A 13336-nucleotide genomic window follows, 5' to 3' on the forward strand; every position below is an offset into this window, starting at 1 on the left:
ATGCAGTACGACACGCTGATTCGCAACGCCCTGATCATCGACGGCAGCAACCGCCCCGGTTACCCCGCCGACGTGGCCATTCTCAACGGGCGCATCGAGTGCATCGGCGACTTGCGCGACGCCTGCGCCAGCGAAGAAATCGACGCCCAAGGCCATGTGCTGGCGCCGGGTTTCATCGACGTGCACACCCATGACGACACCGTGGTGATTCGTCAGCCGCAGATGCTGCCCAAGCTCAGCCAGGGCGTGACGACGGTGATCGTCGGCAACTGCGGGATCAGTGCCTCGCCGGTGAGTTTGCGTGGCGATCCCCCGGACCCGATGAACCTGCTCGGTACGGCGGCGGCGTTTGTGTATCCGACCTTCCGCGACTACCGGGCGGCGGTCGAAGCCGCGAACACCACGTTGAACGTTGCCGCGCTGGTCGGCCATACGGCGCTGCGCAGCAATCATCTGGACGACCTGTTCCGCACGGCCAGCGCCGACGAAATCGCCGCGATGCGCGAGCAACTGCGCGAGAGCCTGGAGGCGGGTGCACTGGGGCTGTCCACAGGCCTTGCCTATGCCAGCGCGTTCTCGGCGTCGACCGCTGAAGTGATGCAACTGACCGAAGAGTTGACCGCGTTCGGCGCGGTCTACACCACGCACTTGCGCAGCGAATTCGAACCGGTGCTGGAGGCCATGGACGAAGCGTTCCAGATCGGCCGTCATGCGCGAAGCCCAGTGATCATTTCCCACCTCAAATGTGCCGGTGCCGGTAACTGGGGGCGTAGTCCGCAATTGCTGGCATCCCTTGAGAAAGCCGCGTTAACCCACCCGGTTGGCTGCGACTGTTATCCCTACGCGGCGAGCTCATCGACCCTAGACCTCAAGCAGGTGACCGATGCCCATCGCATCACCATCACCTGGTCGACCCCGCACCCGGAAATGGGCGGCCGCGACCTGATGGACATCGCCGCCGAATGGAACCTGCCATTGTTGGAGGCTGCTCGCCAACTGCAACCCGCCGGTGCGGTGTACTACGGAATGGATGAGGCGGATGTGCGCAGAATCCTCGCCCATCCGCTGTCGATGGTCGGCTCCGACGGCTTGCCGGAAGACCCGTTCCCGCACCCACGCTTGTGGGGTGCATTCCCTCGGGTGCTCGGACATTTCAGCCGTGACATGGGATTGTTCCCGCTGCACACCGCCGTGCACAAAATGACCGGGTTGTCGGCGGCACGCTTCGGTTTGAAGGAGCGCGGTGAAATCCGCGAAGGACATTGGGCCGACCTGGTGTTGTTCGATCCGGCGACTGTCCGCGATGTCGCCGATTTCAACGATCCGCAACGGGCGGCGCAAGGCATCGAGGGCGTATGGGTCAACGGTGTGTTGAGCTACCGCGATGGCCAGGCCAATGGGCGCAGGGAAGGGCGGTTCCTGGCTCGGGAAGGGGATTTGCGTACGGGATTCCAGTGAGTGTCGAGCACGGCGTTACATGCAGGAGCAACGGGTGTTCACCCACACGCTCAGCCTCTGAGCCTTCAGCCTTCGTTCGCCACCCGGTGGGTTTGGCGAAACTCGCCGGGCGGCATCCCGCGCCGGCTTTTGAAGGTGCGGTGAAACGAGCGCGGTTCGGTGAAGCCCAGGTACTGGGCAATGTCCTGGATCGGCAGGGTGCTGTTGAGCAGGTAATGCTCGGCCAGTTCCTGGCGCAGGTCGTCGAGGATCTGCTGGTACGACGTCCCGGCCTGGTGCAACTGGCGTTGCAGCGTGCGCACTGACACGGCGAGCTGCTCGGCCACCTGCTCCTTGCGTGGCAGGCCTTCCTTGAGCAACTGACGCAGGATGCTTTTGACCCGCTGCTGCAGCGATGCATCCTCCAATGTAGCCATCAACCCCTGGGCATGTTCTTCCAGTGTGCGCAGCAATTGCGCATCGGCCTGGCGCAATGGCAACTGCAAATACGGCAACGGGACAATCAGCGCCGAATAAGGCTGGTCGAACAGCACCGGACAGTCGAAGAACTGCTCGTACTGTGCCAGCGTGGTGTCGGGCGGACAGGCATGTTCCAGCCAGACGGCGGCCGGCGACAGTTGCGTGTCGGCGATCCAGCGCGCGTATTGCAGCCAGGAACCGAGCACGTTTTCCACCAGGTGCCGGCGAATTCGCGGGCGTTGATGACGGCACGTCCAGATCAGGTGCACGTTGCTGCCTTGCACCTCGGCGCGACTGACGCCCATGTCTCCCACCAGCTTCTCGAACGGCATGATGCGGCTCATGGCGTCGCCCAGTGTCGCGCAGTTCATGGTGATGTAGCCCAGCACGCTCCAGGAGTTGGGCAACACGAAATGCGCGGCGTTGAGACCGAACAACGCATCGCCCGAGTGTTCGCAGAAATAATCGAGCAGCCGTTCATGGGCTTCACCGGGCAACCGCAGGCTGTTGTCACTCAATTGCTGTGCCTGCAACCCGGCAGCCGCCAACGCAGGCTCGATGGCCATGCCCAGTTGTTCGGCGTGACGCAGGTACTTGAGCAGCGGCGGGACTGAGGTGAAGCCAAGCGATTGCATGATCGTTTCCTGTGATCAAGGCCCGCGTGCGCGGAGATGAATACCCGGAAAGGTAATTTGAAACCACGGCTAAAGTAAATGGCTGACGCCTGCGCGACGTTTGACTCAATTGGCTACTCGAACTGGCCGGATGCGACCGTGACACTTTCCGGCGGCTGATTAGTATGAGGGCCTGAAATATCACTGATCGGAACCGCAAAAGGACACACGCATGCGACGCTGGAATGGCTGGGGAGATGCAACCACGGTGGTCGAACTGCCGGCCCAGGGCGCGAGTTTTCTCGCGCAACGGGTGGGTGACGGTCGAGCGCTGCCCGATGCGACGCTTGAGACGGCATTGGCCCGCGTGCCCCCGTCGCGGTTGCAGCAACACTTCCTGTACAGCGTGGATGCCCATGATCGTTTGCTGCATGCCAGGGGGCAGAGCCTGCCGGACTGGCTGGCCCTGCGTGAAGGTGCACTGGGCAATTATCCCGACGCCGTGGCCTATCCCACGAGCGCTGATCAGATTCGCCGGTTACTGCTACTCGCCCATGAACAGGACCTGTGCCTGATTCCTTATGGCGGCGGCACTTCGGTGGCCGGTCACATCAACCCGCCAAGCTCTGCGCGGCCGGTGGTGACGGTATCCCTGGCCCGCATGAATCGCCTGCTCGAGCTCGACGAACAGAGCCTGTTGGCCACCTTCGGTCCAGGCACCAGTGGACCGCAGGTGGAAAGTCAGTTGCGTGCCCGAGGTTATACCCTGGGGCACTTCCCGCAGTCGTGGGAACTGTCGACCCTGGGCGGTTGGGTCGCCAGCCGCTCCAGTGGCCAGCAGTCATTGCGTTATGGGCGGATCGAGCAATTGTTCGCCGGCGGGACCCTGGAAACATTTGCCGGGCCGTTGGACATTCCGAGCTTCCCGGCCTCGGCTGCCGGGCCCGACCTGCGCGAGGTGGTCTTGGGTTGCGAAGGCCGTTTCGGGATCATCTCCGAGGTGAAGGTTCGGGTCAGTGCATTGCCCGCCGATGAACGTTTCTACGGCGTTTTCCTGCCCGATTGGCCACAGGCGCTACGAGCCATCCGCCAGTTGGCCCAGGCGCGCGTGCCGCTGTCGATGCTGCGCTTGTCCAACGCCGTGGAAACCGAAACCCAACTGGCGCTGGCCGGTCATCCGCAGCAGATCGCCTGGCTGGAAAAGTACCTGGCCCTGCGCGGCGCCGGCGCGGGCAAATGCCTGCTGACGTTCGGCGTGACTGGCAATCGTCGGCAAAATGCGCTGTCCCTGCGTCAGGCCCGGCAGCACCTCAAGGCGTTCGGCGGGGTGTTTACCGGCACCTTGCTCGGCAAGAAATGGGCGCAGAACCGGTTTCGATTTCCCTACCTGCGCGAAAACCTGTGGAACGCCGGTTACGTGGTGGACACCCTGGAAACGGCCACTGACTGGAGCAACGTCGATAACCTCCTGACGCTTGTCGAAAACAGCCTGCGCGATGCCTTGGCTGCCGAAGGCGAGCGCGTGCATGTCTTCACCCACCTTTCCCATGTCTACGGCGAAGGATCGAGCATCTACACCACCTATGTGTTTCGCCCGGCGGCGGACTACCCAGCCACCCTGGCGCGCTGGCAGGCACTCAAGCAGGCGGCCAGCCAGACCATCGTCGACAACCAGGGCACCATCAGTCACCAGCATGGCGTGGGCAAGGACCACGCGCCGTACCTGCGACGGGAGAAGGGCGCACTGGCGATGGACACCCTGCAGGCACTGAGTCGGCATTTCGATCCGGCCGGGCGCCTCAACCCCGGCACGCTGTTGCAGGAGTGACGGCCATGAGCCTGGACTGGAACACCGCGTGGCGACAGCAGGTGCTGCCGACGCTGGCGGATGAAACCTGGGACCTGATCGTCATCGGCGGCGGCATCAGCGGCGCCGGCATCCTGCGTGAAGCCGCGCGCCGAGGCTGGCGTTGCCTGCTGCTGGAGCAGCGCGATTTCGCCTGGGGCACCTCCAGCCGTTCCTCGAAAATGGTCCATGGCGGCTTGCGTTACATCGCCAAGGGCCAGTGGCGCCTGACCCGCGATTCGGTCCGCGAACGCCAGCGCCTGCTCGACGAAGCACCGGGGTTGGTGGAACCGATGAGTTTCATGATGCCGCACTACCGTGGCGGTTTTCCCGGACCGCGGGTGCTAGGTGGTTTGCTGTCGATCTATGACGCCTTGGCCGGGCGGCGTGGGCATCGCTTCCATGACGCGCAACAGCTGCATTATCTGGCGCCCGGGGTGAAGGCAGATGACCTGCTGGGTGGCACCTGTTTTGTCGACGCGCTGACCGACGATGCGCGCCTGGTGATGCGCGTATTGAGCGAGGCCCGGGCCGATCGCGCGGTAGTGCTCAACGGTGTGCGCGTGCAGCAATTGCTGCGAGAAGAGGGGCGCGTTTGCGGGGTTCAGGCCATAGACTGCGAGGGCGGCGGATTACTGACATTGCGTTGCGCTGTGCTGGCCGTGGCCACCGGCGCATGGGCCGAGCGTTTGCGCCTGCCCGATGCCCCTCGCCAGTTGCGCCCGTTGCGTGGCAGTCATCTGTTGTTGCCGGGCTGGCGCCTGCCCGTGGCGCAAGCCTTTACCTTCCTGCACGAGCGTGACCGGCGACCGGTGTTCGTGTTCCCCTGGGAGGGGGCCACCGTAGTCGGCACCACCGACCTCGATCATCATGGCGATCTGGACCTGAGCGCGAGCATCAGCGTAGATGAACTCGACTATCTTCTGGCGGCCTGCCGTCAACAGTTTCCCCAGGCCGAGGTAGTCGCTGCCGATGTGTTGTCGACCTGGTCGGGCGTGCGCCCGGTAGTGGGCAGCGCTGCGGGTGATCTCAAGCCGTCGAATGAAACCCGTGAGCATGTGCTGTGGCAGGAGCCTGGTTGCGTGACCCTGGCCGGCGGCAAACTGACCACCTTTCGCCCGCAGGCGATCGAAGTGCTCAAGGCTTGCGCGACCATGCTCGGGCGGCCCTTCGACGATGACGCCGCGCCGGTGTTCGCCGTGGTGCCGCCGCTGGCGATCCCGGGTCTCAGCGTCAACCGCTGGCGGCGCCTGGCCGGGCGGCATGGTCGCGACCTGCCGAGGCTGGCCAAGCTGCTCGTCGAGCTGGGCCATGACACCGTCGGCGGCACTGACACCTTGTGGGCGGAGCTGGCCGTTGCCTGCGATACGGAAATGGTCCTGCACCTGGATGACCTGCTGCTGCGCCGAACCCGCCTGGGCCTGCTGCTGCCTCGCGGCGCCGAAGATCATTGGCCGGCGATTCGCCGACTCTGCCAGCCACGGCTGGGCTGGGACGATGAGCGTTGGCAGCAGGAACAACAGCGCTACCAGGCGTTGTGGCAACGCCATCATGGATTGCCGGATGCCGCGCATTGATGCCCATTGAAGAGAGCTCCATGGATAACCACCCGAACAAGCGTTACCTGTTGGCCATCGACAATGGCACCCAGAGCGTGCGCGCTCTGCTCTTCGACCTGCAGGGCAATCTGCTGGGCAAAGGCAAGGTCGAGTTGCAGGCCTATTACTCGACTCAACCCGGCTGGGCCGAGCAGGACCCGGAGTATTACTGGGCAAAGCTGGGCGAGGCCTGCCAGCAGTTGTGGCAGCAGACCGGCATCGATCGCTCACAGATTGCCGGTGTGTCCCTGACCACCCAGCGCGGCACCGTGATCAACGTCGATGCCCAGGGCAAGCCGCTGCGTCCGGCGATCCTCTGGCTCGATCAGCGCCAGGACGAGGTCAAGGGCGGTATCAAGGGGCCGTGGGGCTGGCTGTTCAAACTGGTCGGCGCGCAAGCCACGGTGGACTACTTTCGCGCCCAGGCCGAGGCCAACTGGATCGCTCGCAATCAACCTGAAGTCTGGGCGGCGACCGACAAGTTCTTGCTGCTCTCGGGGTTTCTCACCCATCGCCTGTGCGGGCGTTTTGTCGATTCCGTGGGCTGTTGCGTCGGTTACCTGCCGTTCGATTTCAAGCGCTTGCGCTGGGCCGCACCCGCCGACTGGAAATGGCAGGCGCTGGCGGTGCGTCCCGAGCAGTTGCCGAGCCTGCACAAGCCCGGTGAAACCCTGGGCCACATCAGCGCCGAGGCCAGTCGCCATACCGGCATTCCCGAGGGGCTGCCACTGATCGCCGCGGGTGCCGACAAGGCCTGCGAAGTCGTGGGTTCCGGCGTTGCCGACGCAGGCACCGTGTGCCTTTCCTACGGCACCACGGCAACGATCACCAGCACACGGTCGCGCTACCTGGAAATCGTCCCGTTGATTCCGCCTTACCCCTCCGCGGTGCCGGATCAATTCAACTGCGAGGTGATGATCTATCGCGGCTACTGGATGGTCAGCTGGTTCAAGAACGAGTTCGGCCTGCGCGAAATGCAGCAGGCCAAAGCCCAGGGCGTGGAGCCCGAGCAACTCTTCGATGCACTGGTCGATGCGGTGCCGCCGGGCTCCATGGGGTTGATGCTGCAACCCTACTGGTCGCCCGGCATCCGCGAGCCGGGTGTGGAAGCCAAGGGCGCGATGATCGGCTTCGGCGACGTGCATACCCGTGCGCACATTTACCGGGCGATCCTCGAAGGTCTGGCGTATGCCTTGCGTCAGGGCCTGGAGAAGATCGAGAAGCGTTCGAGGGTCTGCGTCACGCGCTTGCGTGTCGCCGGTGGCGGCTCCCAGAGTGATGCCGCGATGCAACTCACGGCGAACATTTTCGGCCTGCCGGCCGAACGTCCGCACGTCTACGAAGCATCCGGCCTGGGCGCTGCCATTTGTTGTGCGGTGGGGCTGGGGCTGCACGCGGATTTCCCCACGGCGATGGCCGCCATGACGCGGGTGGGCGCGGTATTCATGCCGCAACCCGAGGCGCAGCAGATCTACGAGCGACTGTACAAAGAGGTCTACCTGCGCATGTATCGACAGCTCAAGCCGTTGTACCAAAGCATCCGCAAGATTACCGGTTACCCCGCTTAGGAAAACACCCGCGAACCCTGTGGGAGCGAGCCTGCTCGCGAAAGCGCAGTGTCAGTCACATCATTGTTGACTGTGCCGCCGTCTTCGCGAGCAGGCTCGCTCCCACATGGGGGCCTGCACCCAGGCGTGGCGCTATCGGAGAACTTTTCTGGTGAGATTGGACAGTGTCAGGGGTTGGGGCGGTTGTTAGGCTCAACCCCCACGGCACCTCCAATAAGAACCAGGCAATGAAGCTGACATTTCTCCTGTTGCTGCTTTGTGCAACGACCCAGGCAGCCTGGGGCTGGTCCAACCATACGGTGGGCAGCTACCTGGCGCTGCAGGACCTGCCGGCCCTGCGGGACGCACCGCAGGTCAAGGTTGAACCGCTGGAGCGGTTTCTCTCGCAACAATACGAGGCTGTGGGCGCGTTGCTCGACGAGCAGGAGCGCTTCGCCCGCGAACACTTCGCCCAATACCCGCCACGCCCCGACAATCTGCGACTGCCCGCGGTGCCTGGGGACAATTTGCGCCACGACTTCCTCACCGCGCTGCGGATCAATCCGCAGATTCATCTGGCGATGGTCATCCAGCCGTTGCCCGGCCAGGATCTGCCCGAGCGTGAACACCTCAAGGCCGAGCAGGTCATGGTCGAGCAGACCCTCTCGCCATGGAATCGCCAGCGCTTCATCCGCGTGACCGACAACGAAAAAGTCGCACCCCTGGCCGTGGTAGCCAGCGCCGCCGATGAGCCGGATTACGGCCACGACATCAACCTGTTCAGCGACAACCCGGGCGAGGTCGGCGCGCTGTATGGCTTCGGCCCGCAGCCCTTCGGCGACGCGCGGTTTCAGTACAGCTCCCAGGCGCCATTCCACATGGGGTTCTTCCATGAGAGCCCGGTGGTCTACGTCGCTGCCGGATTTCTCGAGCGCAGTTGGCCCGACTGGCGTGCCTACCAGTACATGGGGTTGGCGCGACTGGCCTTTGCCACCGGCCATTCCTACTGGGGCTATCGCTTTCTCGGCTGGGGCCTGCACCACATTCAGGACCTGACCCAGCCTTATCACGCCAAGCCATTGCCCGGCGTCGACCTCGCCAGTCTTCTTCTGCTGGAGGGCAAGGCACTGGCCGGTTTCGCTGCCGACAAGCAGGCGTCCATCGAACGGGTCGCCACCCGGCACATGGAAGTGGAGAAGTATCAGTCGACCTGGCTGCGTCGTTTGCTGCGCGCCGGTCAGCCCCATCCGATGCTCGACGCTTATGCCGATTCTGCCCAGGACGCCCGTTACCCGCCGTACTCGGTGGACTACTTGCGCGAAGTGGTGAGCGCCGAGTCCGTCGAGGAGTCCGCAGCGTTCGATCAAGCCATCGGCCAGTGGCTGGACGCAGCACCGATCACCCGCGATTTCAGCAGCGGTAATCAACTGCAGCGCGAAGACTTCGACCATCCGGCACTCAATCGACAGCTGTTCCAACTGCTGGGACATTTTGGCGCGCACAGCCGGATTTATGCCCGTGCGGGATTGGCGCCATAGCCATTGCGGCCCATTGGAACGCACACAAAAACAATAAAACCAGGGAAGGAGGAACAGACCATGAAAACTCGAATTCGCCTGTGTGGCGCAGCGTTACCCGGGGTCGGCCTGGCAGGGGTGCTGCAACTGTGCGCGGTCGACGGTGTGCAGGCCGAAGAGTTCAGCGTGCTGGACAACCAGGTCACCGGTTCATTCGACAGTACCTTGTCTTACGGCCGCTTGTGGCGGGTCCAGGGCCGGGACAAGAACAACGACGACGTCAACACCAACGACGGCAATCGCAACTTCGACACCGGGCTGGTTTCCGAGGTGTACAAGATCACCTCGGAGCTTGAAGCCAACTATCAGAACTACGGGATGTTCGTGCGCGGCACCGCGTTCTATGACACCCAACTGATGGACAAGCGCAACGATTACTACAGCAACAACAACCCGTCGCAACCCAGTCAGAGTTTCCCGCAGGACGACCATTTCACCAGCCAGACCCGCGATATCGCCGGCAGCCGGGTGGAGATGCTCGACGCCTATCTCTATGGCAACTGGGACGTGGCACAGATGCCGCTGACGGCACGCATAGGGCGCCAGGTGTTCAACTGGGGCGAGGGGATTTTCTACCGCGGCGGGATCAACACCACCAACCCGGTGGATGCGGCCAAGTACCGTTTGCCCGGCGCCGAAGTCAAGGAAGTGCTGGTGCCGGTGGAAGCGCTCAGTTTCAACCTCGGCCTGACCGACAGCCTGACCATGGAAAGCTTTTACCAGACCAACTGGAAGGAAACCCGCATCGACCCGGTCGGCACGTTCTACTCGCAGACGGACCTGTTCGCCGACGGCGGCAACACCGCCTACAACAACTTCAGCGGGACCGCGCTGGACACCCCGGTGCCCGGCTTCGGCAACGTGATCGACCTGTACGGTGCGCTGGGCAACAACCCGCTGCTCAAACAGGCCCTGAGTACCACCGGACTGTACGCCAACGGGGTCACCCCAGCCTTTGGCAACACCGTCAAAGTGGCCACGATCGGCAAGGATTTCAATGCGCGCAACGACGGTCAGTTCGGTTTCGCTTTTCGCTACATCGCAGAAGAACTCAACAGCACCGAGTTCGGCTTGTACATGGTCAACTATCACGCCAAGGAGCCGACCATTTCCGCCGATCTGGGTGGGTACAAGGGCATCGACATGAATGCCCTGACCAACCTGTTGGCCGGTGTCGCCGGCAGTCAGGCGGGGCAACTGGCCAACGGCCTGGCGACCATGGATGTGCTGGGCAATATCCAGGCGCATCGTCGCTATGCCGAAGACATCCGCATGTATGGCTTCAGTTTCAACACCACCCTGGGCCAGGCGTCGGTGTTCGGTGAATTGGCTTATCGGCCGAACCTGCCCATCGGGATCGCCGCCACCAACGACCTGATCGGCGACCTGGCCAACGGCGCCGCCGCAGCGGCAGCCGGCCAGACCATCAACATTGGCGGGCAGCAGGTCACGCTCGCCAGCCAGATCAATAACGCCGAGCGAGTGGAAGCGTTCAACGCCTCCATGGGCACCATTTACAACTTCGGCCCGAGCCTGTCATTCGACTCAATGTTCGGCGTGTTCGAGCTGGCGTCCGAGCACCTGCGCGGCAGCAGGCTGCAATACACCGCTTTTGACGGCAGTAATCGTTACTACTCGGGCACCGGTAATTTTTCCTACGTGTCCGGTGGCGAGCGCGACGACCAGGTCAACCGTAACTCCTACAGCTACACCGCGATGCTCAACGGCACCTGGAACGACGTGTATGCCGGGGTCAACGTCTCGCCTTACGTCGTCTACAAGGATGACTTCGAGGGCAACAGCTATCAGGCGGGCAACATCATCGAGGGCCGCAAGGCCTACACCCTGGGGATCAAGGCCAACTACCAGAACAAGCTGGAGGCCGAGCTGCAATACACCGAGTTCTTTGGCGGCGGGCAGGACAACGGTCTGCGTGACCGCGACAACGTCGGCTTCAACCTCAAGTACTTCTTGTGAGTTCCAACTCATCCCCCTGTAGGAGCGAGCCTGCTCGCGATAGCGGTGTGTCCGCCAACATCGACGTCGACTGTAAGTCAGTCATCGCGAGCCTGCTCGCTCCTACAGGGGATTTGCTGTGTTTTGCAGGTCGCAGTTTTATTTCGGAGAACGATCATGTTTCACACTTCACGACTGACCAAGACCACGCTGGCGCTGCTCCTGGGCCTGGCCGCCGGCAACGCGCTGGCCGTGGTCACGCCCCAGCAAGCCGAGCAACTGAAAACCACGCTGACGCCGCTGGGGGGCGAGCGTGCCGGTAACGCGGCCGGGACCATTCCGGCCTGGACCGGTGGCATCACCCAGGCGCCGGCGGGCTACACGCCGGGCCAGCATCACCTGGACCCGTATGCGGCGGACAAACCGCTGTTCACCATCACCAAGGCCAACCTTGAACAGTACAAGGCCCACCTGAGCCCGGGTCAGATCGCCCTGTTCAACAGCTACCCCGACACCTTCCAGATGCCGGTCTATCCTTCTCGCCGCTCGGGTTCGGCGCCGCAGTGGCTGTATGACAACACCCTGAAAAACGCGACCTCGGCCAAGCTGCTCGATGGCGGGACCGGGTTTGCCGATGCCTATGGCGGCGTGCCGTTCCCGCTGCCCAAGGACGGGGTCGAGGTGCTGTGGAATCACATCACCCGTTATCGCGGCATCTATGTGGTCCGTCGTGCCTCCGAAGCACCGGTGCAACGCAATGGCAGCTTCGCGCTCGTCACCTCGCAGCAAGAGGGATTCTTCAATTATTACCGCCCGGGCGGGCAGTTCGCCGACCTGAAGAACATCCTGTTTTACTACCTGGCTTTCGTGAAGAGTCCGGCCCGACTGGCGGGCGGTGCGGCGTTGGTTCACGAGACCCTGGACCAGCTCAAGGACCCGCGTCAGGCCTGGGTCTATGACGCGGGCCAACGTCGTGTGCGGCGGGCGCCGAACCTCGCGTATGACACCCCGATCGCCTCATCCGACGGCCTGCGCACGGCGGACGATACCGACCTGTTCAACGGCTCGCCGGACCGCTACGACTGGAAGCTCAAGGGCAAGCAAGAGGTCTACATTCCCTATAACAATTACAAAGTCGGCAGCCCCGAGGTGAAGTACGCGCAGTTGCTCACACCCGGCCACCTCAACCCGCAATTCACCCGCTATGAGCTGCATCGGGTCTGGGTGGTCGAAGGCACGCTCAAACCGGGCGCGCGGCATATCTATTCCAAGCGCGTGCTGTTTCTGGACGAGGACAGCTGGGGTGCCGCGTTGGTGGATCAATACGACGGGCGAGGGGAGTTGTGGCGGGTGTCGATGGCCTACCTGAAAAACTTCTACGACCTGCCCACCACCTGGAGTGCGCTGGACGTATTCCATGACTTGCAGGCGCGTCGTTACTACGTGCAGAACCTGGATAACGAAGAGCAGGGCACCGTGGACTTCGCCCAAGCGGTGCCGGAAGACGCCTACTTCATGCCGTCGGCATTGCGCCAGCGTGGCACACGCTGAGTGGTGATATTGACTACTGTAGGAGCGAGCACGCTCGCGATGGACGTTAACGATGACGCGGAAGGTCTGATGCCCCGTGGTGTTTTTTCGTTCTTCGCGAGCATGCTCGCTCCTACAGTGTCCCTGATAGCTGATTGCCTCCACCTGTAGGAGCGAGCACGCTCGCGATGGACGTTAACGATGACGTGGGAGGTCTGATGCCCCGTGGTGTTTTTTCGTTCCTCGCGAGCATGCTCGCTCCTACAGTGTCCCTGATGGCTGATTGCCTCCGCCTGTAGGAGCGAGCACGCTCGCGATGGACGTTAACGATGACGCGGGAGGTCTGATGCCCCGTGGTGTTTTTTCGTTCTTCGCGAGCATGCTCGCTCCTACAGTGTCCCTGATAGCTGATTGCCTCCACCTGTAGGAGCGAGCACGCTCGCGATGGACGTTAACGATGACGTGGGAGGTCTGATGCCCCGTGGTGTTTTTTCGTTCTTCGCGAGCATGCTCGCTCCTACAGTGTCCCTGATAGCTGATTGCCTCCACCTGTAGGAGCGAGCACGCTCGCGATGGACGTTAACGATGACGTGGGAGGTCTGATGCCCCGTGGTGTTTTTTCGTTTCTCGCGAGCATGCCGCAAGCGGGCACTGTTCTGGTCAAGTTTTTCCGGACACCGATTACGGTGATCAAGCCGCCTGCTGCTCCATGGCTATTGGCGACAGGTAGTTGTTGTAGCTGTGGAGCCTG

Annotated in this window: 8 protein-coding genes; 7 read left to right on the forward strand and 1 reads right to left on the reverse strand. The window is 62.8% G+C overall.

Annotated elements, in window-relative coordinates; all coding sequences use genetic code 11:
- Entirely contained in the window at positions 1 to 1458 is a 1458-nt protein-coding gene (locus tag CAG47_RS26650; protein ID WP_085729226.1) for an amidohydrolase family protein, read from the forward strand.
- Between the two features lie 65 nt (positions 1459 to 1523).
- Here CAG47_RS26650 and CAG47_RS26655 read toward each other — a convergent pair whose 3' ends face one another.
- Positions 1524 to 2552, reverse strand: coding sequence for an AraC family transcriptional regulator (locus CAG47_RS26655; protein ID WP_085729228.1), 1029 nt, complete (start codon positions 2550 to 2552; stop codon positions 1524 to 1526).
- 211 nt (positions 2553 to 2763) lie between these two features.
- On the opposite strand from CAG47_RS26655, the gene CAG47_RS26660 reads away from it, so the two are divergent.
- The 6 genes from CAG47_RS26660 (at position 2764) to CAG47_RS26685 (ending at position 12606) form a co-directional block, all read left to right on the forward strand.
- Positions 2764 to 4359, forward strand: a complete 1596-nt coding sequence (locus CAG47_RS26660) for an FAD-binding oxidoreductase (RefSeq protein ID WP_085729230.1) — start codon at positions 2764 to 2766, stop codon at positions 4357 to 4359.
- 5 nt (positions 4360 to 4364) lie between these two features.
- Entirely contained in the window at positions 4365 to 5954 is a 1590-nt protein-coding gene (locus CAG47_RS26665; protein WP_085729232.1) for a glycerol-3-phosphate dehydrogenase/oxidase, read from the forward strand.
- Positions 5955 to 5974: 20 nt separating this feature from the next.
- Complete coding sequence (locus tag CAG47_RS26670) at positions 5975 to 7543, forward strand: FGGY-family carbohydrate kinase (RefSeq protein WP_085729234.1); 1569 nt, start codon at positions 5975 to 5977, stop codon at positions 7541 to 7543.
- A 227-nt stretch (positions 7544 to 7770) separates the two neighbouring features.
- The gene (locus tag CAG47_RS26675) at positions 7771 to 9060 is read left to right on the forward strand and encodes a phospholipase (RefSeq protein WP_085729237.1); all 1290 of its coding nucleotides are present in this window, start codon (positions 7771 to 7773) and stop codon (positions 9058 to 9060) included.
- Positions 9061 to 9120: 60 nt separating this feature from the next.
- A complete protein-coding gene (locus tag CAG47_RS26680) occupies positions 9121 to 11076 on the forward strand; it encodes a DUF1302 domain-containing protein (RefSeq protein ID WP_085729239.1) in 1956 nt (651 codons plus the stop codon).
- Positions 11077 to 11232: 156 nt separating this feature from the next.
- Positions 11233 to 12606, forward strand: a complete 1374-nt coding sequence (locus CAG47_RS26685) for a DUF1329 domain-containing protein (protein ID WP_085729241.1) — start codon at positions 11233 to 11235, stop codon at positions 12604 to 12606.
- The last annotated feature ends 730 nt before the right edge of the window (positions 12607 to 13336 follow it).

It is taken from the genome of Pseudomonas sp. R37(2017), assembly GCF_002113375.1.
In the GTDB taxonomy this organism is placed as follows: Bacteria; Pseudomonadota; Gammaproteobacteria; order Pseudomonadales; family Pseudomonadaceae; genus Aquipseudomonas.

Excerpts from the sequence above, each read along its gene's own strand:
- CAG47_RS26670 (WP_085729234.1), top strand. The coding sequence starts at position 5,975 with ATGGATAACCACCCGAACAAGCGTTACCTGTTGGCCATCGACAATGGC.
- CAG47_RS26675 (WP_085729237.1), top strand. The coding sequence starts at position 7,771 with ATGAAGCTGACATTTCTCCTGTTGCTGCTTTGTGCAACGACCCAGGCA.
- CAG47_RS26655 (WP_085729228.1), bottom strand. The coding sequence starts at position 2,552 with ATGCAATCGCTTGGCTTCACCTCAGTCCCGCCGCTGCTCAAGTACCTG.
- CAG47_RS26685 (WP_085729241.1), top strand. The coding sequence starts at position 11,233 with ATGTTTCACACTTCACGACTGACCAAGACCACGCTGGCGCTGCTCCTG.
- CAG47_RS26680 (WP_085729239.1), top strand. The coding sequence starts at position 9,121 with ATGAAAACTCGAATTCGCCTGTGTGGCGCAGCGTTACCCGGGGTCGGC.
- CAG47_RS26650 (WP_085729226.1), top strand. The coding sequence starts at position 1 with ATGCAGTACGACACGCTGATTCGCAACGCCCTGATCATCGACGGCAGC.
- CAG47_RS26665 (WP_085729232.1), top strand. The coding sequence starts at position 4,365 with ATGAGCCTGGACTGGAACACCGCGTGGCGACAGCAGGTGCTGCCGACG.
- CAG47_RS26660 (WP_085729230.1), top strand. The coding sequence starts at position 2,764 with ATGCGACGCTGGAATGGCTGGGGAGATGCAACCACGGTGGTCGAACTG.